The organism is Pseudomonas sp. ADAK21 (assembly GCF_012935735.1).
Lineage (GTDB): Bacteria > Pseudomonadota > Gammaproteobacteria > Pseudomonadales > Pseudomonadaceae > Aquipseudomonas > Aquipseudomonas proteolytica.
In genome coordinates this window covers 2,489,836-2,515,948 of the sequence record NZ_CP052857.1, presented here as the reverse complement: position 1 = coordinate 2,515,948, position 26,113 = coordinate 2,489,836, and the positions used below count along the sequence as shown (strand labels likewise).

Below are 26,113 nucleotides of genomic sequence, written 5' to 3'. Positions count from 1 at the left end.
ATGAGCTGAAATCACTCGTGATACTGCGCCGACAACTCATGCACCGCCCGCAGGAACGCGCCTGCATGCTCCGGGTTCACTTCCGGGGTGATGCCGTGGCCAAGGTTGAACACGTGGCCACTGCCTTTGCCGTAGCTGGCGAGGATGCGACCTACTTCGGTACGGATGGCTTCGGGCTTGGCGTAGAGCACGGTCGGGTCCATGTTGCCTTGCAGGGCCACTTGGTTGCCCACACGGCGACGGGCTTCGCCCAGGTCGCAGGTCCAGTCCAGGCCCAGCGCGTCGGCACCGGCGTCGGCAATGCTTTCCAGCCACAGGCCGCCGCCCTTGGTGAACATGATCACCGGCACTTTGCGGCCTTCGTGTTCGCGGATCAGGCCGCTGACGATTTTGCGCATGTAGGCCAAGGAGAACTCCTGGTACGCCGCCGCCGACAGGTTGCCACCCCAGGTGTCGAAGATCTGCACCGCTTGCGCACCGGCCATGATCTGGCCGTTGAGGTAGGAAATGACCGACTGCGCCAGCTTGTCCAGCAGCAGGTGCATGGCTTGTGGGTTGTCGTAGAGCATGGCCTTGGTCTTGCGGAAGTCTTTCGACGAACCGCCTTCGACCATATAGGTGGCCAGGGTCCACGGGCTGCCGGAGAAGCCGATCAACGGTACGCGGCCATTGAGCTCACGGCGGATGGTGCTGACGGCGTCCATCACATAACCGAGGTCTTTGTGGGGATCCGGGATCGGCAGGGCTTCGATATCGGCCAGGGTGCTGACCACTTTCTTGAAGCGCGGGCCTTCGCCGGTTTCAAAGTACAGGCCTTGGCCCATGGCGTCGGGGATGGTCAGGATATCGGAGAATAGGATGGCCGCATCCAGTTGTGGATAGCGGTCCAGCGGCTGCATCGTGACTTCGCAGGCGAACTCCGGATTCATGCACAGGCTCATGAAATCGCCCGCATTGGCGCGGCTGGCGCGGTATTCCGGCAGGTAGCGACCGGCTTGACGCATCATCCACACTGGGGTGACGTCTACAGGTTGCTTGAGCAGGGCACGAAGGAAACGGTCGTTCTTGAGGGCAGTCATGTCGGCATCCGCAAAAAAAGTGCGGGCATTTTCTCAGAGCCGGACGCAAAAGGCACGGTTGCAGGTCAGCCTTTTGTCTATCGGGTCAATTTGTCGCGGTGTCTTGCGGTATGACAGACCCCAGCAAACCCCATGTGGAATGGGATTTGTGTGGGAGCTGGCTTGCCTGCGATGGCGATGTTGAATTCACCACCGCTATCGCAGGCAAGCCAGCTCCCACATTTTGATCCCATTTCAAGTTGGGATCGGGGTCAGACCTGCAAGTAGTCCAGGATACCTTCGGCGGCGTTGCGGCCTTCGAAGATCGCCGTTACTACCAGGTCCGAACCGCGCACCATGTCGCCACCGGCAAAGATTTTCGGGTTGCTGGTCTGGTGCTTGTACTGGCCTTGTTCCGGGGCTACGACGCGGCCCTGGCTGTCGGTCTGGATCTGGAACTGCTCGAACCACGGCGCCGGGCTTGGACGGAAACCGAAAGCGATGACCACGGCGTCAGCCGGGATGATCTCTTCGGAACCCGGGATCGGCTCGGGGCTGCGGCGGCCACGGGCGTCCGGCTCGCCGAGACGGGTCTCGACCACCTTCACGCCTTCAACGCGATCTTCACCCACAATGGCGATCGGCTGGCGGTTGTAGAGGAATTTCACGCCTTCTTCCTTGGCGTTCTTCACCTCTTTGCGCGAGCCGGGCATGTTGGCTTCGTCACGGCGATAGGCACAGGTCACCGACTTGGCGCCCTGGCGGATCGACGTGCGGTTGCAGTCCATCGCGGTGTCGCCACCGCCCAGTACCACGACCTTCTTGCCTTTCATGTCGACGAAATCTTCCGGCGACTTTTCAAAGCCCAGGTTGCGGTTGACGTTGGCGATCAGGAAGTCGAGCGCGTCATACACACCCGGCAGGTCCTCACCGGCAAAGCCGCCCTTCATGTAGGTGTAGGTGCCCATGCCCATGAATACCGCATCGTATTCTTCGAGCAACTGCTCCATGGTCACGTCTTTGCCGATCTCGGTGTTCAGGCGGAACTCGATGCCCATGCCGGTGAAGACTTCGCGGCGATTGCTCAACACGGTCTTTTCCAGCTTGAACTCGGGGATGCCGAAGGTCAGCAGGCCACCGATTTCCGGGTTCTTGTCGAACACCACCGGGGTCACGCCGCCGCGTACCAGCACGTCGGCACAGCCCAGGCCCGCCGGGCCTGCGCCGATGATCGCGACACGCTTGCCGGTCGGCTTGACCTTGGACATGTCCGGGCGCCAGCCCATGGCGAACGCGGTGTCGGTGATGTACTTCTCCACCGAACCGATGGTCACCGCACCAAAACCGTCGTTGAGGGTGCAGGCACCCTCGCACAGACGATCCTGGGGGCACACCCGGCCGCAGACTTCCGGCAGGGTGTTGGTCTGGTGCGACAGCTCGGCGGCGGCGAGGATATTGCCCTCGGCTACCAGTTTGAGCCAGTTGGGAATGAAGTTGTGCACCGGGCACTTCCACTCGCAATACGGGTTACCGCACCCCAGACAGCGGTGGGCCTGGTCGGCCGAGTGCTGGGGTTTGAAGGGTTCGTAGATTTCCACGAACTCTTTCTTGCGTTGACGCAACAGTTTCTTCTTCGGATCTTTGCGCCCGACATCGATGAACTGGAAGTCGTTATTCAGACGTTCAGCCATGTTAAAACCTCATCAAACTCTTCAGGCGCATATCACTGCGGGTTGGCACGGATGCTGGAAAGCAACGATTTCAGGTTGGCAGCCTTGGGCTTGACCAGCCAGAAACGACGCAGGTAATCATCGAGGTTCTCGGCGAGGTTACGACCCCATTCGCTGCCGGTCTCCTCGACGTACTCGTCCAGCACGTGCTGCAAGTGGTTCCGGTAGGACTCCATGGCTTCGCCGCTGATCCGCTGGATCTCGACCAACTCGTGGTTGACCTTGTCGACGAAGGTGTTGTCCTGGTCCAGCACGTAGGCGAAACCGCCGGTCATGCCCGAACCGAAGTTGTAACCGGTCTTGCCCAGTACCGCGACAAAGCCCCCGGTCATGTACTCGCAGCAATGATCGCCAGTGCCTTCGACCACGGTGTGGGCACCGGAGTTACGCACGGCGAAACGCTCACCGGCAGTGCCGGCAGCGAACAGCTTGCCACCGGTGGCGCCGTACAAGCAGGTGTTGCCGATAATGGCACTGTCCTGGGTCTTGTAGACGCTACCCGCTGGCGGAACGATCACCAGCTTGCCGCCAGTCATGCCCTTGCCCACGTAGTCGTTGGCGTCGCCTTCGAGGTACATGTGCAGGCCACCGGCGTTCCACACGCCAAAGCTCTGGCCGGCCGTGCCCTTGAAGCGGAAAGTGATCGGCGCCTTGGCCATGCCCTGGTTGCCGTGCTTGCGCGCGATTTCGCCAGAGATCCGCGCACCGATGGAACGGTCGCAGTTGCAGATATCCAGGGCGAACTCGCCACCGCTGGCGTCATTGATCGAGGAGCCGGCCATATCGACCATCTTCTCGGCCAACAGGCCTTTGTCGAACGGCGGGTTGCGCTCTACCTGGCAGAACTGTGGCTTGTCTGCCGGGATGTGATCGCTGCCCAACAGCGGCGTCAGGTCCAGGTGGTGCTGCTTGGCGGTCTGGCCCTGGAGAATGTCCAGCAGATCGGTACGGCCGATCAGCTCTTCCAGGGAGCGCACGCCGAGCTTGGCCAGCCACTCACGGGTCTCTTCGGCGACGTAGGTGAAGAAATTCACCACCATGTCGACGGTGCCGATGTAGTGATCCTTGCGCAGCTTCTCGTTCTGCGTCGCCACGCCGGTGGCGCAGTTGTTCAGGTGGCAGATGCGCAGGTATTTGCAGCCCAGGGCGATCATTGGCGCGGTACCGAAGCCAAAGCTTTCGGCGCCGAGGATGGCGGCCTTGATTACGTCGAGGCCGGTTTTCAGGCCGCCGTCGGTTTGTACCCGGACTTTGCCGCGCAGGTCGTTGCCGCGCAGGGTCTGGTGAGTCTCGGCCAGGCCCAGCTCCCACGGTGCACCGGCGTACTTGATGGAGGTCAGCGGCGATGCGCCGGTGCCGCCGTCATAGCCGGAGATGGTGATCAGGTCGGCATAGGCCTTGGCCACGCCAGCGGCGATGGTGCCCACGCCGGCTTCCGCCACCAGTTTCACCGAGACCAGGGCCTGCGGGTTGACTTGCTTGAGGTCGAAAATCAGCTGCGACAAGTCTTCAATCGAATAGATGTCGTGGTGCGGCGGTGGCGAAATCAGGGTCACGCCTGGCACTGCGTAACGCAGCTTGGCGATCAGGCCGTTGACCTTGCCGCCCGGCAGTTGCCCGCCTTCACCGGGCTTGGCGCCCTGGGCCACCTTGATCTGCAGCACTTCGGCGTTGACCAGGTATTCCGGGGTCACCCCGAAACGGCCAGTGGCGACCTGCTTGATTTTCGAGCTCTTGATGGTGCCGTAGCGCGCAGGGTCTTCGCCGCCTTCGCCGGAGTTGGAACGCGCACCCAGGCGGTTCATGGCTTCGGCCAGGGCTTCGTGGGCCTCGGGCGACAAGGCACCCAGGGAAATACCGGCGGAGTCAAAGCGCTTGAGGATCGATTCCAGCGGCTCGACCTCGGCGATGTCCATCGGCGTGTCCAGGGTCTTCACCTGGAACAGGTCGCGGATCATCGACACCGGGCGGTTATCCACCAGCGCGGTGTATTCCTTGAACTTGGCGTAGTCGCCCTGCTGCACAGCGGCTTGCAGGGTGTTGACCACATCCGGGTTGTACGCGTGGTATTCGCCACCGTGCACGAACTTGAGCAGGCCACCTTGCTGGATCGGCTTGCGCGCGCTCCACGCTTCGGCCGCCAGGGCTTTCTGTTCGGCTTCGATATCGACGAAACGCGCACCCTTGATGCGGCTTGGCACGCCACGGAAGCTCAGCTCGCAGACTTCTTCGGACAAGCCGATAGCTTCGAACAGTTGCGCACCGCGATAGGACGTGACGGTGGAGATGCCCATCTTCGACAGGATCTTCAGCAGGCCCTTGGTGATGCCTTTGCGGTAGTTCTTGAATACTTCGTACAGATCGCCCAGCACTTCGCCGGTACGAATCAGGTCGCCCAGTACTTCGTACGCCAGGAACGGATACACCGCCGAGGCGCCAAAGCCGATCAGCACCGCAAAGTGATGCGGGTCGCGGGCGGTGGCGGTTTCGACGAGGATGTTGGAGTCGCAGCGCAGGCCTTTTTCGGTCAGGCGGTGGTGCACCGCGCCAGTGGCCAGGGATGCGTGGATCGGCAGCTTGCCCGGGGCGATATGGCGGTCGGTCAGCACGATCTGCGTGCGACCGGCGCGCACGGCTTCTTCAGCCTGATCGGCGACGTTGCGCACCGCGGCTTCCAGGCCGAGGCTCTCGTCGTAGTTCAGGTCGATGATCTGGCGGTCAAAGCCTGGCCGCTCCAGGGTCATCAGCGAGCGCCACTTGGCCGGGGAAATGACCGGCGAGCTGAGGATCACGCGTGAGGCGTGCTCTGGCGATTCCTGGAAGATATTGCGCTCGGCACCGAGGCACACTTCCAGGGACATCACGATGGCTTCACGCAGCGGGTCGATCGGCGGGTTGGTCACCTGGGCGAACTGCTGGCGGAAATAGTCGTATGGCGTGCGCACACGCTGGGACAGCACGGCCATTGGCGTGTCGTCGCCCATGGAGCCAACAGCCTCGTAGCCTTGCTCGCCGAGCGGACGCAGGACCTGGTCGCGCTCTTCGAACGTGACCTGGTACATCTTCATGTACTGCTTGAGCTGGTCGACGTCATAGAAAGCCGAACCGTGGTCGTTGTCTTCCATGGTCGCCTGGATGCGCAGGGCGTTCTTGCGCAGCCATTGCTTGTACGGGTGGCGCGACTTCAAGCGGTTGTCGATGGCGTCGGTGTCGAGGATCTGCCCGGTTTCGGTGTCCACGGCAAGGATCTGGCCAGGGCCGACACGACCTTTGGCGATCACGTCTTCAGGCTGGTAGTTCCACACGCCAACTTCCGAGGCCAGGGTGATGAAGCCGTTGGTGGTGGTCACCCAACGCGCCGGGCGCAGGCCGTTGCGGTCGAGCAGGCACACCGCGTAGCGACCATCGGTCATGACCACGCCGGCCGGGCCGTCCCACGGTTCCATGTGCATCGAGTTGTACTCATAGAACGCCCGCAGGTCCGGGTCCATGGTCTCGACGTTCTGCCACGCTGGCGGAATGATCATGCGCACGCCACGGAACAGGTCGATGCCGCCCGTGACCATCAGTTCCAGCATGTTGTCCATGCTCGAGGAGTCGGAACCCACACGGTTGACCAGCGGGCCGAGCTCTTCGAGGTCCATCAAGTCGTTGGCGAACTTGGTACGACGGGCCACGGCCCAGTTGCGGTTGCCGGTGATGGTGTTGATCTCGCCGTTGTGGGCGAGGAAGCGGAATGGCTGGGCCAGCGGCCATTTCGGCAGGGTATTGGTGGAGAAGCGCTGGTGGAACACGCAGATCGCGGTTTGCAGGCGCTCATCGCTCAGGTCTGGATAGAAGGCGGTCAAGTCCGCCGGCATCATCAGGCCTTTGTAAATGATGGTCTTGTGGGAAAAGCTGCAGATGTAGTGGTCAGTGTCCAGGGCGTTGGCCACGGACGAGCGACGACGGGAAGTGAACAGCTTGATCGCCATGTCCTGGTCGCTCAGGCCGTCGCCTGCGATGAACACTTGTTCGATCTGCGGCAGGCGCTCGTGGGCCAGGCGGCCGAGCACACTGGTATCGATTGGCACTTTGCGCCAGCCAACCAGTTGCAGGCCAGCGGCGAGGATCTCGCGGTTCATGTTCTCGCGAGCGGCCTCGGCTTTGACCGGGTCCTGATTGAAGAACACCATGCCCACGGCGTATTGCTTGGGCAGATCGGCGCCGAAGGTTTCCTTGGCGACAGCGCGCAGGAACTGGTCGGGCTTTTGAATCAGCAAGCCGCAACCGTCACCGGTCTTGCCGTCAGCGTTGATCCCACCGCGGTGGGTCATGCAGGTCAGGGCCTCGATGGCCGTTTGCAGAAGGGTATGACTGGGTTCGCCCTGCATATGGGCTATCAGGCCGAAACCACAGTTATCCTTGAATTCATCGGGTTGGTACAGACCTGCTTTCATAGACACTTTCTCACCAGGCTGCCTCTTATTTCGAGGCAAATTTCTTTTCAATTCAACCGGTTACCTTCCACGCCGAACGTACGCCGGCTTAGCGGGGGCAAAAGGGAGGTCATTGTACACACCGACACAGACGCCCACAAATTTGGCGACGAACTGTCGCAAATCTATGTCGCATTTATGAAAGGTTTAAAGCGATATGCTGTGCTAGTCAAAACTTTTTTAATTTCGACCGCCGCTACTCAAAAGCTACTGTGACGCAGACACCACAAAGCGCGCGGCCTTCAGGGCTGCACGCTGTTGTCGTTTTTTTTGAGGTGCTGGGAGGGCGACCTGGGTAAGGTCGCCGGATCTTCAGCGAGTTGTTGCGAGTTCTTGTTGAACGCTGGCAACAGTGCGAGGCCAAGGTTTACCAGCCTGAACCTTCGCTGGCAAGGCCTTGATCGCGGAATCGGCTGCCGCGCGGCTCGAGAAACTACCGTAGGTGATCACGTAGAGAGGCTTGCCGTTGAGCACTTTCTTGAAATAACGGTACTCGCCGCCCTGCTCTTTCACGAACGCCTGGGCGTTGGCTTCGGAGCTGGTGCCGAGGATCTGCACCACGTAGTTCTTGGCCGGCTGGCTACCGTACCAGCCACTGCCGGCAGCGGCCTTGGCCACGGTCACCGGTTTTTCAGCAGGCTTGGCGACAGGCGCTGGCTTGGCCGCAGGAGCTGGCGTCGGCTTGACCACTGGCGCCGGGGCTGGCTTGGCGGTGGCGACCTGGGTCGGGGCAGGCGTTGGCGTGGCCGCAGGCACCGGTGCAGCGCTGGCTGTTGCGCCCGGTGGTGGAGCCACGGTGGTAACGGTTGGTGGCGTGGCGCTGGAGCCTTCTACCGGCACACCGTCATCGCCTTCGGAAATGGCACCGGCTTCTTCTGCCAGCGGGCCACGCATGACCGGCTGGCCGACCATCGGCAGGTTGGTAGGCTGGCCGGACCCGGCAAACTCAACGGCTGGTGCGCCATTGGTGGTGGGCTTGCCCAGTGGCAATTGGGCCTGCTCGGTCGGTGCGCCCGGAGCGGTCGGGGCCTTGCTGCGGCCAGGAATCAGCCAGGCGGCGGCAACGGCAACCACGACAACAGCAGAAATCGCCAGTACGTGTTTCTTCGGCATGGTGAACCCCATCTTTGGACGCTTAACCGCAGAGCGGCTGGCAATCATTGCTTCAATCATCGCATCCCGGGCCACCTGGTTGATGGTGCCAGGCCAGCCGTCGGAGCTTTCGTGAATATCAGAGATCTGCTGCGCAGAGAAAAGTTCGATGCCCTGGCCAGCACCTTCAAGGCGCTGGGCCAGGTACTCGCGGGTTTCTTCTTCTTCGTAGGGCTGCAATTCGATGACGTGAAACAGCTCTTGCTCGCCACTGAGCTGCTCCAGATCGGCAATCAGCGACGCCTCACCGAACAGGAACACATGGGGACGACCTTCCGGCGTACCCGCCGCCAGCGCCAGCAAGGCTTCGAGGGCAGACTCGTCGAGCTGCTCGGCGTCGTCCACCAGCAGGTAGACTTCCTGGCCGGTCAGCCCCAGTTGCACGACCTGCTTGAGAATCGCGGTCGGCTCGGCATTGGCCACGTCCAGCGCCTGGGCAACCTGGCGCAACACGCCTGCCGCATCGCCGGCGCCACGGGCGGAAACCACCACGCTCTGCACCGATTGTTTGTTGGTGCTGGCCACCAGGGCCTGGCGCAGCAGGGTCTTGCCGCTGCCCAAGGGGCCGGTGACCACCAGCAGCAACTGGCTGTAGCGCGCCAGGTGGTGCAACTGCCCAAGCACCGGCTTGCGCTGCGCAGGGAAAAACTTGAAACCGGGGACCCGTGGCGCAAAAGGGTCATGGCTCAACTGGTAATGGCCGAGGAAAGCCTCGTCGGCATGCAAACTAGTCATCGGGATCTGGTTAACCTTTCAGCTGGGCCAGGGCGCGGTAATCCGCTCCCAGCGTGGCCTGTAGAATCTCTTTCGGATAATCGTCGGTCACTACCGCTTCGCCCATTCGGCGCAACAGCACCAGACGCAAACGACCATCGATCACTTTCTTGTCTATCGCCATATGTTCGAGGAAGTCAGCCTCGGTCATTTCCTCGGGAGGAATGACCGGCAACCCGGCGCGCTGGAACAGGCGGATACCGCGGTCACGCTCTTGGACACTGATCCAGCCCAGGCGTTGCGACATCTCCAAAGCCATCACTGTGCCAGCCGCTACAGCCTCGCCATGCAACCAGACACCATAGCCCATGTGGGTTTCAATCGCATGGCCGAAGGTGTGGCCCAGGTTCAAGGTGGCGCGCACACCCGACTCACGCTCGTCGGCATTGACCACCAGGGCCTTGGCCGCGCAGGAGCGGGAGATAGCCTCGGTCAGCGCCACCTGGTCCAGGTTGCGCAAGGCATCGACGTGTTCTTCAAGCCAGGTCAGGAACGGCTCGTCACAGATCAACCCATACTTGATGACTTCCGCCAGGCCCGCCGACAGCTCGCGGGGCGGCAAGGTATTGAGGGTGGCAGTATCGATCAGCACGGCGTTGGGCTGGTAGAACGCACCGACCATGTTCTTGCCTAGGGGATGGTTGATGCCGGTCTTGCCGCCCACCGACGAGTCGACCTGGGACAGCAGGGTGGTCGGCACCTGGATAAAGTCCACGCCACGCTGGTAGCACGCGGCCGCAAAACCGGCCATGTCGCCGATCACGCCGCCGCCAAGGGCGACCACCGTGGTACGCCGGTCATGGCGCGCGGTGAGCAGTCCGTCAAAGATCAGTTGCAGGGTTTCCCAGTTCTTGAACGCTTCGCCGTCGGGAAGAATCACCGAAATCACCGAATACGCTGCCAGGCTGCGACTCAGACGCTCAAGGTAGAGCGGCGCCACTGTCTCGTTGGAGATGATCGCCACTTGTCGCCCGGCAATATGCGGTGCGAGTAACTCGGGCTGGTCCAACAAACCTTCGCCAATATGGATCGGGTAGCTACGCTCGCCAAGATCGACCTTAAGTGTCTGCATGTGTCCCCGCGCTGAAGATGGAAGCAGGCGTCCTGCCCTGTATTAACGTTGTCGGCACCGTCGAGATCGGACGCTGCCTGATGGCTCTACGCCACACCTCGGACGGTTGCAACGCGTTGCCGAGGATAGCGCATTTCGGCCCTGGCTTTAACGGGGCGCAAGTTGCTGCAAGCGCTCGAGAATGTCGATTACGACCATGCGCGGCGGCCGTTCATCGGTTTCCACCACCAGATCGGCGATTTCCCGATAAAGCGGATCGCGCAGCGTCAGCAAGTCCCGCAGGGTTTTCTCGGGGTTGGCGGTGCGCAGCAATGGCCGATTGCGATCACGTGCGGTGCGCCCGACTTGCTGCTCGACCGACGCGTGCAAATAGACCACCCGACCGCCGGCATGCAGCGCCCGCCGGTTTTCCTCGCGCATCACCGCACCGCCGCCGGTGGCCAATACCACGCCATCGCAGCCGCACAGTTCGGCAATCATCGCCTGCTCGCGGTCACGAAAGCCCAGTTCGCCTTCCTTATCGAAGATCCACGGGATATTGGCGCCCGTGCGCAATTCAATTTCCTTATCGGAGTCTTTGAATGGCAGGCGCAGCTCTTTGGCCAGCAAACGGCCGATGGTGCTTTTTCCAGCCCCCATCGGCCCTACAAGAATCAAATTTCGCACAGAATCAACGACTCACAGCAATCGCCTGGTTATTCATAATACGCGGAGTCAGGAATACCAGCAGCTCGGATTTTCTTTGGGCAACGACATCACGCCGGAAAAGGCGGCCAAGATACGGCACATCGCCCAAAAATGGCACTTTATCTACCACCTTGCTTTGGTTTTTGGAGAAAACCCCGCCCAGGACGATGGTCTCGCCGTCCCTGACCAGAACCTTGGCAGTGACCTCGTTCTTCTTGATCGGCGGCACATCGTTGAGTTTGTTCAGGTAGTCCGGCTCATCCTTGGTCACCCGGACCTCCATGATGACCTGGTCATCCGGGGTGATTTGCGGCGTCACCTCCAAAGAAAGCGAGGCCTCCTTGAACGACACCGACGTCGCACCCTCGGCAGTGGCTTCCTGGTAGGGGATCTCGGTGCCCTTGAGAATCCGTGCGGTCTCCTTGTTGGAAGTGACCACCTTGGGCTGGGAGATCACCTCGCCATTGCCGCCTTTTTCCATGGCTGTGAGTTCCAGGTCCAGCAGCACGTTATCGGTGATAAACGCGATGCCCAGGCCAGAGCTTGCGTTGACCACGCCCAGGTCAACGAACGGCGAGCTATCGGGCGGCTCGCCCTCGCCGGACGGGCTTTTACCAACCCCACCCCCGCTCCAATGACCTTTATTGCGCAACAACCCACCCCAGCGCACGCCCACGCTTTTGTCATAGTCGACATTGGCCTCGACTATCCGCGCCTCGATCATCACCTGGCGCACCGGGATATCCAATTGATTGACGATGCGCCGCAGCTCCTCCAGGCGCTCCCCCGTCTGGTAGGCAATGATGTTGTTGGTACGGTCATCTACCGTCACCGAGCCACGCTCATCGGCCACGCCCTCAGGCCCGCTCACCGACTGGAACAGCTTGGCCAACTCGGCCGCCTTGGCGTAATTGACTTGCAGCAGCTCCCGCCGCAAGGGCGCCAGCTCGGTCATCAGCTTGCGCGACTCCAAGGCCAGCAGCTCACGGGCGGCCAGTTCCTCAGCCGGCGCCACCAGCAGCACATTGGCCGTCACCCGCTTGTCGAGCCCCTTGGCTTGCAGCACCAGGTCCAGGGCCTGATCCCAGGGCACGTCCTTGAGGCGCAGGGTGATCGAGCCCTGCACATCATCACCGGCCACCAGGTTGAGGCCAGCCACGTCGGCAATCTGCTGCAGGACTGCGCGGACCTCGATGTCCTGGAAGTTGAGAGAGAGCCTGTCACCGCTATAGGCCCCTCGTCCGGCGCCCAAAGGCGAAGCACCAGGGGGTGGCAACTGAATCAGGTCAATCCGCTTGGGCACAGCCTCAGTCATCGGTGCCGTGAACGCTATCCATAGCGCCACACCGAAGGACGAAATAATCCTTTTCATTTTTTGCTTCCGTTATGAATTCACGTTCAACACCAAGGTGCGCGGGCGCTCAAGCCAGGCACCCTCACCGTCGGGAAAAAGTTCGACCAGCTCCAATTGCCCCTCATGGATCGCCACGACACGCCCATGGTCGGCCCCCAGGTAATCCCCCACCGCCAGGCGGTGAACACCTGCGGCGCCACGCAGCAGGGCAAATGTCTGCGCGCCCAGCGACAAGGTGCCGACCATCTGGAACTGGTCCAAGGCAAACCCTTCGAGAAACTGCCGGGGGCGGTCGAAGTCCGGCGCAGGTCCGGCTTTGCCGGTGGGTCGACTGGCGGGCTGGCCCGCTGGCTGGAAGGGATCACGCACGGGTGGCGAGCTGGAGACAACCCGCAGCCCCGGCAATGCTGCGGGCGTTCCGTCAGCAAGAGGTACCACCTGCCGGCGAATCAATTGCAACTCGTCGTTCAGCGCCTGCAACTGCGGGTCACGCTCGCACCCCGCCAGAAGCAGCAGGCCCAGGCCCGTAACCATGAGGCGGTTCATGGCAATGCTCCCTGGTTGCTGTACCTGTAGGTCTTGGCAAGCATCGTCAGACTCAGCAATGCGCCATCCTGTGGACTCACAGGGCGAATGACAAAGTCATGCAGGGTTACGATATGCGACAACCCAGCCACCCCGCTGATGAAAGCCAACAGGTCGTGATAGGTGCCAAGCAGCCTGAGCTGCATCGGCCGCTCGACGAACACGGGCTGCACCTGCTCGTCCAGCACGCTGAGCTGCTCGACCAGCACCCCGCTGGCTTGCCCCAGCCGGGCGAAGTCTTCCAGCAGGCCGGGCATCTGCGTCAGCGTGGGCATTTGCCGCAACTGCTCGTTGAAGGCGATGCGCAAGGTCTCAAGCTCACGCGCCACCCCGTCATATTGCGCGGCTTGCCGGGCTTTTGCAGCAAACTGCTGGCGCAGCGCTACTTCCCCTGCTTCCTGGCGTTGCAACACCTCGCGGGCGCCGCCCAGGTACACCGCATCCCCCGCCAGCAGTACCAGCAACGCAAGCACCGCGCCCACCAGAAGCCTGCCAGCCAACGGCCAGCGTGCGATGTTGCAGTACAGCGTGGAGAGTTGTGGGAGTGCCAGCCCTGACAGGCTGGACCAAAGACTCACCGCTGCGTCTCCAGGTGCTCCCCATGGTCCACCATCAACTGGAAGGCGCTGCCTGCACCACCCTCCTCGGCCCGGACATGCCGCAGATTGGGCGCGCGCAGCGTGTTGGAAGCCTCCAGGCTGCGCATCAGCCGGGCGACATCATCGCTGGACACTGCCGTGCCAGTGACCTCCACCGATGTGCCACTGACGCTGACCTCGCTCAGTTGGACGCCATCCGGCATCGCCCGGGCCAACTGGTCGAACAACTCCTGGCCGGATGCGCGATGCCCCTGCAGGTCTTCGACCACTTTCATCCGTTCCATCAGTTGCTGACGCTGTTCGCGCAGTTCGTCGATGGTCTTGATCCGCGAGTCCAATACCGTGACTTGCTTGCTCAAGTGATTGTTACGGGCCACTTGTCGATCAATCGCTCGATCAATGACCCGGTCGGCCAGCCATACCGCAGCCAATGCAATAGTGGTGATCAGCAACAGAAAAATCAGGAAAAACCTGCGACGGCGCTCAGCGCGCTCTTCACGCCAGGGTAAAAGGTTGATTCTTGTCATCAATCGAAACTCCTGAGGGCCAAACCGCAGGCGACCCGCAATCCCTGGGCATCGGCTGCCCATTGTGCACTATTGATCCCACTCCCCGGCGCTATCCGGGCGACCACCTGGTCGGTCATCCGCGCCACGGCAAACGCCTCTACATCCACCACTCGCGCAACCAGGCCAGCCATGGCCAATACCGCTTCGCGCGCTTCCACCTGCTCCTTGAGGCACGCCACAAGCAGCACATCAACATAACCGGGTTCATGAGCCGATGGGCCCTGCACCTGAAAATCAATGGCAACCTCATCCAACGGATAAGGAATGTACTGGTCGGCTTCACAGCGCAAGCGCTGCTCCATCTCGTCGGGCTCAAGCCCAGCCTCCAGCGCAACCACCCGGCTGATCACCGCAGGGCCCGCCACGGCAACCGCCGCCTGCGTGACCTGGATCTGCGCCCGGAACAATGCCTTGGAAATGGTCTGCGCGACAACCTCCAGATCAACGATATTACTGTCGACCACCGCATGGCCCGGCAAAGGCTGGCTTGCATACGCGCACACGGCATAGCCCTCGCCGGCGCGGGCCAGCTCTAGTACGTTGATGCCGCTGTCCTGGATGTCCACACCCAGTACGGTTTCGGCTTTTCGCCTGAAAAATCCCTTTCTCATAAAACTCCCTAAAGCTTTGCCTGTCTCAGGGCTGGTCAGTTCCGGGTTTGATGCATTCGGTCGGCTCGGTTGAGCCGCGCCCATGACGCCCCGAGGCGAAAAATGCTTTAATGCCCAGCGTTTTTTCCCGCTTTTTATCCGCAGGTCGGGTCGATACATTCCTAGTCATGCCTATCCCGACACCTAACTCATTCTTTTCTCTGGAAATCCAAAAGCCTTGATTCGTCTGCTGAAGTTTTTCGGGTACTCCTTCGTCGCTATCGTTTGCGGGCTGCTGCTCGTGTTCAGCGGCGCCTATCTCTACCTTAGTCCTGGATTGCCCTCGGTAGAGGCCCTGAGAAGTATCCAGTTGCAGATTCCTTTGCGGGTCTACAGCAGCGATGAAAAACTGATCGCGGAGTTCGGCGAAATGCGCCGCACCCCGATCCGTTTCGCCGATATTCCGCCCAACTTCATCAATGCCCTGCTCTCGGCCGAAGACGATAATTTTGCCAACCACTATGGCGTGGACCCCAGCAGCCTGGTGCGCGCGGCCACACAACTGGTAAAAAGCGGACACATTCAATCGGGCGGCAGCACCATCACCATGCAGGTGGCGAAGAACTTCTTCCTCACCAGCGAGCGCAGCTTCTCGCGCAAGGCCACGGAAATCCTCCTGGCGCTGCAGATCGAACGCCAACTGACCAAGGATGAAATCCTTGAGCTGTACGTCAATAAGATCTACCTGGGCAACCGCGCCTACGGGATCGAGGCGGCGTCCCAGGTGTACTACGGCAAGTCGATTCGTGACGCCAGCCTGGCACAAATGGCAATGATTGCCGGCCTGCCCAAGGCGCCGTCGCGCTTCAACCCGCTGGCCAACCCGGCCCGCAGCAAAGAACGTCGCGACTGGATCCTGGGGCGCATGTACAAGCTGGGCAAGATCGACCAGAACGCTTATGAAACGGCGGTGGCCGAGCCGTTGAACGCCAGCTACCACGTACCGACGCCAGAAGTCAGCGCACCGTACATCGCCGAGATGGCCCGCGCCGAAATGGTCGGCCGCTATGGCAGCGACGCCTACACCGAAGGTTTCCGCGTCACTACGACAATTCCGAGCAATTTGCAGGAAATCGCCAACAACGCTGTGCATGAAGGGCTGATCACCTACGACCAGCGCCATGGCTACCGTGGGCCGGAATCGCGCCTGCCGGGCAAGACCCTGAGCGCCTGGACGGTCGAACTGGGTAAACAGCGCTCCATCAGCGGCCTGGATCCGGCCATCGTCACCCAAGTGAAGAAAGATGGCGTGCAGGTGCTGACCCGCAGCGGCGAAGAACATGTGGCGTGGGACAGCATGAAGTGGGCGCGCCCCTTCCTGAACACCAACAGCATGGGGCCGATGCCCAAGCAGCCATCGGACGTGGCCCAGGTCGGTGACCTGATCCGCGTGCAGCGCCAGAAGGACGACAGCCTGAAATTCAGCCAGGTCCCGGTCGCCCAGGGCGCCCTGGTATCCCTGGACCCGCAGAACGGTGCGATCCGCGCCTTGGTCGGCGGCTTCGCCTTCGAGCAGAGCAACTACAACCGCGCCACTCAGGCCAAGCGCCAGCCGGGCTCCAGCTTCAAGCCATTTGTCTACAGTGCCGCGCTGGATAACGGCTATACCGCAGCCAGCCTGGTCAACGACGCGCCTATCGTGTTTGTCGACGAGTACCTGGACAAGGTCTGGCGCCCGAAGAACGACACCAACACCTTCCTCGGCCCGATCCGCGTGCGCGAGGCGCTGTACAAGTCGCGCAACCTGGTGTCGATCCGCTTGCTGCAGGCGATGGGCGTGGGCAAGACCATCGACTATATGACCCGCTTTGGCTTCAACAAGCAGGACCTGCCGCCCAACCTGTCGCTGGCCCTGGGCACCGCCACCCTCACCCCGATGGAAATCGCGACGGGCTGGAGTACGTTTGCCAACGGCGGCTACAAGATCACGCCGTACCTGATCGACAAGATCGAGAGCCGCAACGGCGACACGCTGTTTGTTGCCAACCCGCCGAGCGTGCCCAACGGTGTCGCCGCCAGCGATGGCCTGGCCGCACCCGCCAACGGCGGCATCACCATCGAGCCCGTGCCCGGCGCTGCGCCCGCCGATGCTGCCGCAGCCGCCCCGCAAACACCGGCGGTGGCTGAGCGTGTGGTTGACGGACGTACCACCTATATCCTCACCAGCATGCTGCAGGACGTGATCAAGCGCGGCACCGGCCGCCGTGCGCTGGCCCTGGGCCGCACAGACCTGGCAGGCAAGACCGGTACCACCAACGAATCCAAGGATGCGTGGTTCTCCGGCTACAACGCCGACTACATCACCACCGTCTGGACTGGTTACGACCAGCCAGAAAGCCTCGGTCGCCGCGAATACGGCGGCACCGTCGCGCTGCCGATCTGGATGAGCTACATGGGCGGCGCCCTCAAGGACAAGCCGGCGCACACCCAGGCCGAGCCGGAAGGCATCCTGAGCCTGCGCATCGACCCGATCAGCGGCCGCGCTGCTACACCCGGCACGCCGAATGCGTACTTTGAACTGTTCAAGAGCGAAGACACGCCGCCGTCGATGAATGAACTGGGCAATGGCGTGGCACCGGGCAGCCCGTTGCCGGCGGATGAGTCGGCGCCGATCGATCTGTTCTGATTAACACAGACCCCCTTGTGGGAGCGGGCTTGCCCGCGATAGCAGCCTGTCAGTTGATGCATTTGTTGCTGATACACCGCCATCGCGGGCAAGCCCGCTCCACATTTGAGCCTGCATTCTGCCAGCCACAAAAAAGCCCCGACTCGCAAGAGCCGGGGCTTTTTGTTGGTGCGCTACAACGGCTTAGCCGTTGAACACATCATCCACGCTTTGCAGCGGGTAGTTCTTCGGATACGGCAGGGTTGCCACACCTGTCTCGATGGCGGCCTTGGCCACGGCATCGGAGATCACGGTGATCAGGCGCTTATCCATTGGTTTCGGGATGATGTACTCACGGCCGAATTCCAGTTTGCCGCCACCGTAGGCGTCGCACACGTCCTGGGGTACCGGCAGCTTGGCCAGTTCACGCAGGGCATTGGCGGCAGCCACTTTCATCTCTTCGTTGATGCGCTTGGCGCGAACGTCCAGGGCGCCACGGAAGATGAACGGGAAGCCCAGTACGTTGTTGACCTGGTTCGGGTAGTCCGAACGGCCAGTGGCCATGATCACGTCGTTACGGGTGGCGTGTGCCAGTTCCGGGGCGATTTCCGGATCAGGGTTCGAGCAGGCGAACACGATCGGGTTGGCCGCCATGGACTTCAGGCCTTCGGCGCTCAGCAGGTTCGGGCCGGACAGGCCGACGAACACGTCAGCACCGTCAAGTGCGTCTGCCAGGGTGCGCTTGGAGGACGGGTGAGCAAACATCGCCTTGTACTGGTTCAGGTCGGTACGCTCGGACTGGATCACGCCCTTGCTGTCGACCATGTAGATGTTTTCAAGGCGCGCGCCCATGCTCACGATCAGCTTCATGCAGGAGATGGCCGCAGCGCCGGCGCCCAGGCAGACGATCTTCGCGTCGGACAGGGTTTTGCCAGCGATTTCCAGGGCGTTGATCATGCCGGCCGCGGTAACGATCGCGGTGCCGTGCTGGTCATCGTGGAAAACCGGGATGTCGCACTGTTCGATCAGGGCCTTTTCGATCTCGAAGCACTCAGGTGCCTTGATGTCTTCCAGGTTGATGCCACCGAAGGTGATGGAGATGCGCTTGACGGTGTCGATGAAGGCCTGCGGGCTTTCGGAGTCGACTTCGATGTCGAAGACGTCGATGCCGGCAAAGCGCTTGAACAGTACGCCCTTGCCTTCCATCACTGGCTTGGACGCCAATGGGCCGAGATTACCCAGGCCAAGAATCGCGGTGCCATCAGAAATCACTGCAACCAGATTGCCCTTGCCGGTGTATTTGTAGGCCAGTTCGGGATCGCGGGCGATTTCACGCACGGGCTCGGCTACACCGGGGCTGTACGCCAGCGACAGGTCGCGTGCGGTAGCAGTGGCTTTGGTGAGCTCGACACTCAGCTTTCCTGGACGAGGATGGGCATGATATTCGAGAGCGGCAGTTTTCAAATCAGACATATCGGCATTCCGCTTTTTACTGTTGGACGACGGATCGCCGAGGATACTCGCCTCGCAAAGTCCCCACAAGACTGAGCAGTCACAGGTGTCAAGGGCCCTACCCTACGACTTTCGGCCAAGAGCCACGGGATACAAGGCCTACAACTGTTCACAATCGATAGAAAAAATGTCTACAATTTTTCTTATTGTGCCAATTGCAGCATGCCGGGATCGGTCAACGGGAGCAGCCAACGCGCCTGGCCACTTTTCAGGCCGCCACGCCGAGAGCGGTCCACCACCCAGCCACGGGCCTCGATATCCTGGCCTTGCAGGCGCCGGAGCAAGGCGTCATCGAATTGTCCGACAAGATTGGGTGCAACCCGTAATACCAGAGAGCCCTGCAATTCGATCCAGATCCCGCCACGATTGCGTTCGACCTTGCTTACGCGGCCACTGACCACGGCAAAGCCCGACTGCCTGATTTGCTCGGCTTTGTGCACGGGCGACTGGCGCCACAGGCCCAACCTGGCAGCCCGCGCACTGCGTTCGGCCGCTTGCTGGCAGGTGACCAAGTCGACATTGGGCGCCACCGCCACCAGGAATCCGAGGCCCTCGGCGAGCAGTTGGGCCTCCAGGTTCGCGCCGTTGGCCCCATAAAGATGGGCCAGGGTCCGCCCGTAACGGTCCTTGCCCTCACGGCCCGGCACCACCCCGACCCGGCCACCACTGGCATCCACCAACCCTTGCAGGCGTTGGTGCGCTGCTACGGCGAATGGCTCGTCCGGGCGGCCTTTCTTGCCGGTCTCCGGGGCATTGACGCCGATCATCCGCACACTGCGGCCGTCCTTGAGGCGGACGGTGTCGCCGTCGACCACGCGCTGCACCTCGACGGTACTGATCGCTGCAGGGGCGGGGCAAAACACCTCGGCCTGGGCGGCCGACAACCAAATCGCAGGCACAAAAAAGGCGCCCGCAAGGGACGCCTTTTTCATTAGCAGGTAAAAGCCCATCAGGCTTTTGAACCTTACTCTGCAGCAGCTGGAGCTTTCTTGCCGAAAGCACCGAAACGGTCGGCGAAGCGCTGTACACGGCCGCCAGTATCCAGAGTCTTCTGCTTACCGGTGTAGAACGGGTGGCACTCGTTGCATACGTCAGTACCCAGTGGCTTGCACAGGTTCGAACGAGTTTCGAACTTGTTGCCGCAGCTGCAAGTAACTTGGATGGTTTCGTACGCTGGATGGATATCGGCTTTCATGGTGTCTTCCTCAGGCTAGCGTGCCGCCACTCGACACTATTGTCGAATACCGCACGTAATTAGGCCGCGGATTCTACCAGAGCTTTTTAAACGCGCAAGCGCCGCCATGCCCCCTTTCATCAGAAACTGTGGCAGGACACTCCCCTGCGGGTCTGCTAGGCTCGCGCCCTTCTTCACCGCCTGCCATATGAGAATTTCCCGCGTGCCCGACGCCATTTTGCGCCTCGCCCTGCCCTCGCCCCTGCGCCGCCTGTTCGATTATCGGGCGCCTGCCGGTGTGGTGCGGGCGCAGCTGCAGCCGGGGATGCGCGTGCGCGTGCCGTTCGGCCGACGGGAGATGATCGGGATCCTGATCGAAGTGGCGGACCACAGCGAAGTGCCAGCAGAAAAGCTCAAGCCGGCCCTGGCCATCCTCGATGCCACGCCACCGCTGCCGGCGTCGCTGTTCAAGCTGTGCCTGTGGACCTCCCAGTATTACCAGCACAGCCTGGGCGACACCTTGAGCTGGGCCTTGCCGGTGCTGTTGCGCCAGGGCGAGCTGGCCGAGGCCCGCCAGGAGCGTTTCTGGTCGATGGCCCCCGGCGCACGCCTGGACGACCCACGCATCGCCCGCGCCCCGCGCCAGCGTGAAGCCCTGGCCACCCTGGCGCAGCACCCCCACGGCGTTGCCCATCAGTTGCTGAGCAAACTGATGTTGAGCAAGGACAGCCTGGACCTGCTGCTGGCCAAGGACCTGGTGCAAGTGGAAATCCGCCGCCATGCACCCGGCGAGCGCCATGAGCACTGGCTGGCCCAACCGGAACTGCCGCTGAACCCGGAACAGCGCGCCGCCTTTGAAGCCATCAGCGCTGGCGCCGACAGCTTCCACGCGTTCCTGCTGGCCGGCGTCACCGGCAGCGGCAAGACCGAAGTCTATTTGCAGTTGATCCGCGAAACCCTGGAAGCCGGCAAGCAGGCGCTGGTGCTGATCCCCGAGATCAACCTCGGCCCCCAGACCCTGGCGCGCTTCGAGCAGCGCTTCAATGCGCGGATCGCCCTGGTGCACTCGGCCGTCAACGACCGCGAGCGCCTGGAGTCCTGGCTTGCCGCGCGGGACGGCGAGGCCGACATTATTATCGGCACCCGCTCGGCGCTGTTCACGCCGATGAAAAACCCCGGCCTGATCATCATCGACGAAGAACACGACGGCTCCTACAAGCAGCAGGAAGGCCTGCGCTACCACGCCCGCGACCTGGCCCTGGTGCGCGCACGCCAGGAAAACATCCCGATTGTGCTGGGCTCGGCCACGCCCTCCCTGGAGAGCCTGCACAACGCCTATACCGGGCGCTACGGCCTGCTGCGCCTCAACGAACGGGCGGGCGGTGCCAAGCAACCGCGTTTCCTGCGCCTGGATGTAAAAAGCCGGCCACTGGACAGCGGTATTTCCGGGCCGATGCAACAAGCCATCGGCCAGACCCTGGCTGCCGGCCAGCAAGTGCTGGTGTTCCTCAATCGCCGGGGCTTTGCGCCGACCCTGCTGTGCCACGATTGCGGCTGGATGTCGGAATGCAACCGTTGCGACGCGCGGATGACCGTACACCAGCGCTCCGGCGAGTTGCGCTGCCACCACTGCGGCCATGTGGAACGGGTGCCACGCCATTGCCCGCAATGCGGCAAAGTCGACCTGCGGCCAGTGGGCGCAGGCACCGAGCGCGCCGAGGAACGCCTGGGGATTCTGTTTCCGGACTTCCCGGTGCTGCGTGTAGACCGCGACAGTACGTCGCGCAAGGACGCGATGAACCAGTTGTTCGCCACCATCCAGAAAGGCCAGCCGTGCATCCTGGTCGGCACGCAGATGCTTGCTAAAGGCCATCACTTCCCGCGCGTGACCTTGGTCTCGATCCTGGATGCCGATGGCGGGTTGTTCTCCGGGGACTTTCGCGCCAGTGAACGCATGGCACAACTGATCGTGCAGGTCGCAGGCCGCGCCGGGCGTGCCGAGGAACCGGGCAAAGTGATCATCCAGACCCACTTGGCCGACCACCCACTGCTGATTCAACTGACAGAACAAGGCTACTTCGCCTTCGCCGAGCAGGCGCTGAGCGAACGTCGCTCCGCCGGCCTGCCGCCTTTTGCGCACCTCGCACTGTTACGCGCCGAAGCCCATAAGCCGGGGCAGGCCGAAAGTTTCCTGGATGAAGCGTGCAGCGCGGCTGAACGTTTGCTCGGTGAGCTGGGTCTGAGCGGCATCGAGTTGCTGGGCCCTGTGCCAGCACCGATGGAACGGCGCGCCGGACGTTATCGCGCACAGCTCCTATTGCAAGCCACCGCCCGCGCACCGCTGCATCGGCTATTAAGTAGCTGGTTGCTTGCGCTGGAGCAAATGCCCAGCGGGCGACAGGTGCGATGGTCGTTGGATGTCGATCCGGTGGATTTGTACTGAGAGATAAATTGCTATCGCAGGCAAGCCAGCTCCCACATTTGACGGTATTCACACATCAAAATGTGGAAGCGGGCTGGCCCGCGATGAGGCCCGCAGGTCCAGTAACGGACCTTGATGGTTGGCAAGCCCGCCCTCGCACCGGATAATGTCCAGTTTTTCCACCTGCGCATCGCGCACCGCCGCTTGCGGTCGAAAGAGAACACCATGAAAGACACAATTCGCCAGTTGATCCAACAAGCCCTCACCCAACTCGTCAACGAAGGTGTGTTGCCTGAAGGCCTGACGCCGGCGATCCAGGTGGAAAACTCTCGAGACAAGACCCACGGTGACTTCGCCAGCAACATCGCAATGATGCTGGCCAAGCCTGCAGGCATGAAACCGCGGGACCTTGCGGAAAAAATCATTGCCGCACTGCCGGCCGACCCACAGGTGAGCAAGGCCGAAATCGCCGGCCCCGGCTTTATCAATATTTTCCAGAACACCCAGGCCCTGGCTTCACGCCTGGACGCCGCCCTGGCCGACGCCAAAATCGGCGTACGCAAGGCCGGCCCGGTACAGCGTGTGGCCATCGACCTGTCGGCCCCCAACCTGGCCAAGGAAATGCACGTTGGCCACCTGCGCTCGACCATCATTGGCGACGGCGTGGCGCGGGTCCTGGAGTTCCTCGGCGATACCGTGATCCGCCAGAACCACGTGGGCGACTGGGGCACGCAATTCGGCATGCTGATGGCGTACCTGCAAGAAAACCCCATCACCAGCAACGAACTGTCGGACCTGGAAAACTTCTACCGCGCCGCCAAGAAGCGCTTCGACGAATCCGAAGAGTTCGCCAACCGCGCCCGTGGTCTGGTGGTCAAGCTGCAGGCCGGCGACCAGGAATGCCTGGAGCTGTGGGCACGCTTCCGCGATATTTCCCTGTCCCACTGCCAGAAAATCTACGAACTGCTGAACGTCAAGCTGACCATGGCCGACGTCATGGGCGAAAGCGCCTACAACGACGACCTGATCAATGTGGTCAACGACCTCAAGGCCAAGGGCCTGCTGGTTGAAAGCAACGGCGCCCAGTGCGTGTTCCTCGACGAATTCAAGACCGCCGACGGCGAGCCGCTGCCAGTGATCATCGTCAAGGCCGATGGCGGTTATTTGTATGCCACCACTGACCTCGCGGCCGTGCGCTACCGCAGCGGCGTGCTCAAGGCCGACCGTGCGCTGTATTTCGTCGACCAGCGCCAGGCCCTGCACTTCCAGCAAGTGTTCGAAGTGGCGCGCCGCGCCGGTTTCGTCACCCACCCGATGCACATGGAACACATGGGCTTCGGCACCATGAACGGCGCCGATGGCCGTCCGTTCAAGACCCGCGACGGCGGCACCGTGAAGCTGATCGACCTGCTGAACGAAGCCCAGGAGCGTGCCTACAACCTGGTGAAGGAAAAGAACCCGGAACTGGCCGATGCCGACCTGCGCAACATCGCCCGGGTGGTGGGGATTGGCGCGGTGAAATACGCCGACCTGTCCAAGCACCGTACCAGCGACTACAGCTTCAACTTCGAACTGATGCTCAACTTCGAAGGCAACACCGCGCCGTACCTGCTCTATGCCTACACCCGTGTGGCGGGCGTATTCCGCAAGCTGGGCAAGGATTTCAGCGAAGTCGACGGCCAGATCATCCTGCAAGCGCCGCAAGAGCATGACCTGGCCGCCAAGCTGGCGCAGTTCGGCGAAGTACTCAACAGCGTGGGCGAGAAAGGCACGCCGCATATCCTGTGCACCTACCTGTATGAAGTCGCCGGGTTGTTCTCCAGCTTCTACGAGAACTGCCCGATCCTGAGTGCCGACGACGAAACGCAAAAGCAAAGCCGCCTGCGCCTCGCCGCACTGGCTGGACGGACCCTCAAGCAAGGCCTGGAACTGTTGGGCCTGGAAACTCTGGAGCGTATGTAAGTTGGCAGCCAAGAAAAAACCTGCACCCAAGCGCGGCGCCAGCCGCTACCAGGCACCGGCCAAACAACCGATCCCGGGCTGGATGTGGCTGGCCATCGGCCTGTCGGTCGGTGCGTTTATCGTGTTCCTGATGAAACTGGAGCCGGGCCAGGGTGAAGACGTCAAGCGGGTCAAGCAGGAGCAACAGAAGGCCAGCAAGATCGCCGAAGCGAACAAGACACCACCGAGCCCGACCGCGCCTGTGAAGCCGAAATACGACTTCTACACGCTGCTGCCGGAGTCGGAAGTGATCGTGCCGCAAGACGCCGTGCCGGAGAAAACCCTGCCGACACCGCAGGTGCCGACCACCCCGGTAACCCCGGCGGAAGCAGCGAAGATCGACACCGCGCGCGCCCAGGCGGCACTGGCCGGGATTACCCCGCCGCCGGCACCACCGGTCGCCACCACCAAGGCGGCGCCGGTGACCAAGTTCTTCCTGCAGGCGGGATCGTTCCCCAAGCAGGCGGATGCCGATCGGGTGCGTGCGCAGATCATCCTGCTCGGGCAGACCGTGACGGTGGAGTCCGGGACGGTGAAGGAGGCGACCTGGTATCGCGTGTTGGTCGGGCCGTTCAGCAACCGTGAACAGCTGACCGTGGCGCAGAAACAACTGGCGGGCGCTGGCTTTAGCAACCTGTTGTTACAACAACGCCAGAGCCGCTGATCCACAGTCAACACGAATCAAATGTGGGAGCTGGCTTGCCTGCGATAGCCACAGGTATCTACACAACTTTCAGAAACTGACGAACTCCCCCGTGGCGAGCGGGCTTGCCCCGCGCTGGGCTGCGAAGCAGCCCCAAAACCAGCCGCTGCGGTGTATCTGGTACAACGCATTCGGCTTATTGGGGCTGCTTCGCAGCCCAGCGCGGGGCAAGCCCGCTCGCCACAACTGCGCTATCTGCCTGGATCTAGGCGTTGCGGCAAAGTTGTGTAGATACCTATGCTGCGATAGCGGTGTATCAGTCAATATTTTCAGTGACTGATACACCGCTATCGCAGGCCAGCCAGCTCCCACACTGGTTTTATAGTGCGCTCAAGCCTGTGCCAGCCCGCTAGACACCACTCGTGCGCGTATCCTTCCTACGGTTGAAATCTCCCCCGCCACCCCCATATGAGTTTCATCAGGGCATTTTCGCCCCGCAGCGTGGAGACTCTCCCCTTGACCACCATCGTTTCAGTTCGTCGCCACGGCAAAGTCGTCATGGGCGGCGACGGCCAGGTTTCCCTTGGCAATACCGTGATGAAAGGCAACGCCAAAAAAGTGCGTCGCCTGTACCACGGCCAGGTCCTTGCCGGTTTTGCAGGGGCCACCGCTGACGCCTTTACCCTGTTCGAACGCTTTGAAGGCCAACTGGAAAAACACCAGGGCCATCTGGTGCGCGCCGCTGTCGAGCTGGCCAAGGAGTGGCGCACCGATCGCTCCCTCAGCCGCCTCGAGGCCATGCTCGCCGTCGCCAACAAAGACGCGTCCCTGATCATCACCGGCAACGGTGACGTGGTTGAGCCCGAGAACGGCCTGATCGCCATGGGTTCCGGCGGCGGCTACGCCCAGGCCGCCGCCAGCGCACTGCTGAAGAAAACCGACCTGTCGGCCCGGGAAATCGTCGAGACCGCCCTGGGTATCGCCGGCGATATCTGCGTGTTCACCAACCACAACCTGACCATTGAGGAGCAGGACCTCGCGGAATAAG

Annotated in this window: 18 protein-coding genes and 1 pseudogene; 5 read left to right on the top strand and 14 right to left on the bottom strand. The window is 61.8% G+C overall.

All coding sequences use genetic code 11. From position 1 onward, the window contains the following. Positions 1–11: 11 nt before the first annotated feature. From hemE to pilM, 11 genes and pseudogenes are all read right to left on the bottom strand, one after another. A complete protein-coding gene (gene hemE / locus HKK57_RS11375) occupies positions 12–1,079 on the bottom strand; it encodes a uroporphyrinogen decarboxylase (RefSeq protein ID WP_029296084.1) in 1,068 nt (355 codons plus the stop codon). A 251-nt stretch (positions 1,080–1,330) separates the two neighbouring features. Then, on the bottom strand, positions 1,331–2,749 hold the full coding sequence (locus tag HKK57_RS11370; protein ID WP_010213750.1) for an FAD-dependent oxidoreductase: 1,419 nt from the start codon (positions 2,747–2,749) through the stop codon (positions 1,331–1,333). Between the two features lie 32 nt (positions 2,750–2,781). Continuing rightward, positions 2,782–7,227 (bottom strand): glutamate synthase large subunit, encoded by a 4,446-nt coding sequence (gene gltB, locus HKK57_RS11365; protein WP_029296080.1) that lies wholly within the window; start codon positions 7,225–7,227, stop codon positions 2,782–2,784. A 351-nt stretch (positions 7,228–7,578) separates the two neighbouring features. Continuing rightward, a complete protein-coding gene (locus HKK57_RS11360; RefSeq protein ID WP_092232914.1) occupies positions 7,579–9,153 on the bottom strand; it encodes an SPOR domain-containing protein in 1,575 nt (524 codons plus the stop codon). Between the two features lie 10 nt (positions 9,154–9,163). Next, the gene (gene aroB, locus HKK57_RS11355; RefSeq protein ID WP_057958082.1) at positions 9,164–10,264 is read right to left on the bottom strand and encodes a 3-dehydroquinate synthase; all 1,101 of its coding nucleotides are present in this window, start codon (positions 10,262–10,264) and stop codon (positions 9,164–9,166) included. Positions 10,265–10,411: 147 nt separating this feature from the next. Further along, complete coding sequence (gene aroK, locus HKK57_RS11350; RefSeq protein ID WP_029296072.1) at positions 10,412–10,930, bottom strand: shikimate kinase AroK; 519 nt, start codon at positions 10,928–10,930, stop codon at positions 10,412–10,414. Positions 10,931–10,934: 4 nt separating this feature from the next. Next, a complete protein-coding gene (locus HKK57_RS11345) occupies positions 10,935–12,266 on the bottom strand; it encodes a type IV pilus secretin PilQ (protein WP_092232908.1) in 1,332 nt (443 codons plus the stop codon). Positions 12,267–12,335: 69 nt separating this feature from the next. Further along, positions 12,336–12,707 (bottom strand): annotated as a pseudogene (locus HKK57_RS26965) (pilus assembly protein PilP); the annotation flags it as partial. A 140-nt stretch (positions 12,708–12,847) separates the two neighbouring features. Continuing rightward, positions 12,848–13,468: a type 4a pilus biogenesis protein PilO gene (locus tag HKK57_RS11335; protein WP_050492912.1), complete on the bottom strand. Its 621-nt coding sequence runs from the start codon at positions 13,466–13,468 to the stop codon at positions 12,848–12,850. Further along, entirely contained in the window at positions 13,465–14,016 is a 552-nt protein-coding gene (locus HKK57_RS11330; RefSeq protein ID WP_029296063.1) for a PilN domain-containing protein, read from the bottom strand. Before HKK57_RS11330 ends, HKK57_RS11335 begins: the two co-directional genes overlap by 4 nt. After that, positions 14,016–14,669 carry a type IV pilus biogenesis protein PilM gene (pilM, locus tag HKK57_RS11325; protein ID WP_092232896.1) on the bottom strand — a complete coding sequence of 218 codons (654 nt, stop codon included), beginning with the start codon at positions 14,667–14,669 and terminating at the stop codon, positions 14,016–14,018. Before pilM ends, HKK57_RS11330 begins: the two co-directional genes overlap by 1 nt. A gap of 220 nt (positions 14,670–14,889) precedes the next feature. On the opposite strand from pilM, the gene HKK57_RS11320 reads away from it, so the two are divergent. Further along, positions 14,890–17,334, top strand: coding sequence for a penicillin-binding protein 1A (locus HKK57_RS11320; RefSeq protein ID WP_371128933.1), 2,445 nt, complete (start codon positions 14,890–14,892; stop codon positions 17,332–17,334). Positions 17,335–17,517: 183 nt separating this feature from the next. Here the strand turns inward: HKK57_RS11320 and HKK57_RS11315 are convergent, their stop codons facing one another. From HKK57_RS11315 to rpmE, 3 genes are all read right to left on the bottom strand, one after another. Next, entirely contained in the window at positions 17,518–18,786 is a 1,269-nt protein-coding gene (locus HKK57_RS11315; protein ID WP_029296057.1) for a malic enzyme-like NAD(P)-binding protein, read from the bottom strand. Positions 18,787–18,968: 182 nt separating this feature from the next. Next, positions 18,969–19,775, bottom strand: a complete 807-nt coding sequence (locus HKK57_RS11310; RefSeq protein WP_169390173.1) for a thermonuclease family protein — start codon at positions 19,773–19,775, stop codon at positions 18,969–18,971. Positions 19,776–19,789: 14 nt separating this feature from the next. Next, positions 19,790–20,020 carry a 50S ribosomal protein L31 gene (gene rpmE, locus HKK57_RS11305; protein ID WP_029296053.1) on the bottom strand — a complete coding sequence of 77 codons (231 nt, stop codon included), beginning with the start codon at positions 20,018–20,020 and terminating at the stop codon, positions 19,790–19,792. Positions 20,021–20,222: 202 nt separating this feature from the next. On the opposite strand from rpmE, the gene HKK57_RS11300 reads away from it, so the two are divergent. From HKK57_RS11300 to hslV, 4 genes are all read left to right on the top strand, one after another. Next, the gene (locus tag HKK57_RS11300; protein ID WP_029296049.1) at positions 20,223–22,442 is read left to right on the top strand and encodes a primosomal protein N'; all 2,220 of its coding nucleotides are present in this window, start codon (positions 20,223–20,225) and stop codon (positions 22,440–22,442) included. Positions 22,443–22,646: 204 nt separating this feature from the next. Beyond that, on the top strand, positions 22,647–24,383 hold the full coding sequence (gene argS / locus HKK57_RS11295) for an arginine--tRNA ligase (protein ID WP_029296047.1): 1,737 nt from the start codon (positions 22,647–22,649) through the stop codon (positions 24,381–24,383). A 1-nt stretch (position 24,384) separates the two neighbouring features. Further along, complete coding sequence (locus HKK57_RS11290; RefSeq protein ID WP_029296044.1) at positions 24,385–25,086, top strand: SPOR domain-containing protein; 702 nt, start codon at positions 24,385–24,387, stop codon at positions 25,084–25,086. A gap of 495 nt (positions 25,087–25,581) precedes the next feature. Continuing rightward, complete coding sequence (gene hslV / locus HKK57_RS11285) at positions 25,582–26,112, top strand: ATP-dependent protease subunit HslV (protein ID WP_017738857.1); 531 nt, start codon at positions 25,582–25,584, stop codon at positions 26,110–26,112. The last annotated feature ends 1 nt before the right edge of the window (position 26,113 follow it).

Bases quoted from the DNA above. Each gene is read 5' to 3' on its own strand.
- hemE (WP_029296084.1), bottom strand. From the start codon at position 1,079: ATGACTGCCCTCAAGAACGACCGTTTCCTTCGTGCCCTGCTCAAGCAA.
- HKK57_RS11370 (WP_010213750.1), bottom strand. From the start codon at position 2,749: ATGGCTGAACGTCTGAATAACGACTTCCAGTTCATCGATGTCGGGCGC.
- gltB (WP_029296080.1), bottom strand. From the start codon at position 7,227: ATGAAAGCAGGTCTGTACCAACCCGATGAATTCAAGGATAACTGTGGT.
- HKK57_RS11360 (WP_092232914.1), bottom strand. From the start codon at position 9,153: ATGACTAGTTTGCATGCCGACGAGGCTTTCCTCGGCCATTACCAGTTG.
- aroB (WP_057958082.1), bottom strand. From the start codon at position 10,264: ATGCAGACACTTAAGGTCGATCTTGGCGAGCGTAGCTACCCGATCCAT.
- HKK57_RS11345 (WP_092232908.1), bottom strand. From the start codon at position 12,266: ATGACTGAGGCTGTGCCCAAGCGGATTGACCTGATTCAGTTGCCACCC.
- HKK57_RS11330 (WP_029296063.1), bottom strand. From the start codon at position 14,016: ATGACAAGAATCAACCTTTTACCCTGGCGTGAAGAGCGCGCTGAGCGC.
- pilM (WP_092232896.1), bottom strand. From the start codon at position 14,669: ATGAGAAAGGGATTTTTCAGGCGAAAAGCCGAAACCGTACTGGGTGTG.
- HKK57_RS11315 (WP_029296057.1), bottom strand. From the start codon at position 18,786: ATGTCTGATTTGAAAACTGCCGCTCTCGAATATCATGCCCATCCTCGT.
- HKK57_RS11310 (WP_169390173.1), bottom strand. From the start codon at position 19,775: ATGGGCTTTTACCTGCTAATGAAAAAGGCGTCCCTTGCGGGCGCCTTT.
- rpmE (WP_029296053.1), bottom strand. From the start codon at position 20,020: ATGAAAGCCGATATCCATCCAGCGTACGAAACCATCCAAGTTACTTGC.
- argS (WP_029296047.1), top strand. From the start codon at position 22,647: ATGAAAGACACAATTCGCCAGTTGATCCAACAAGCCCTCACCCAACTC.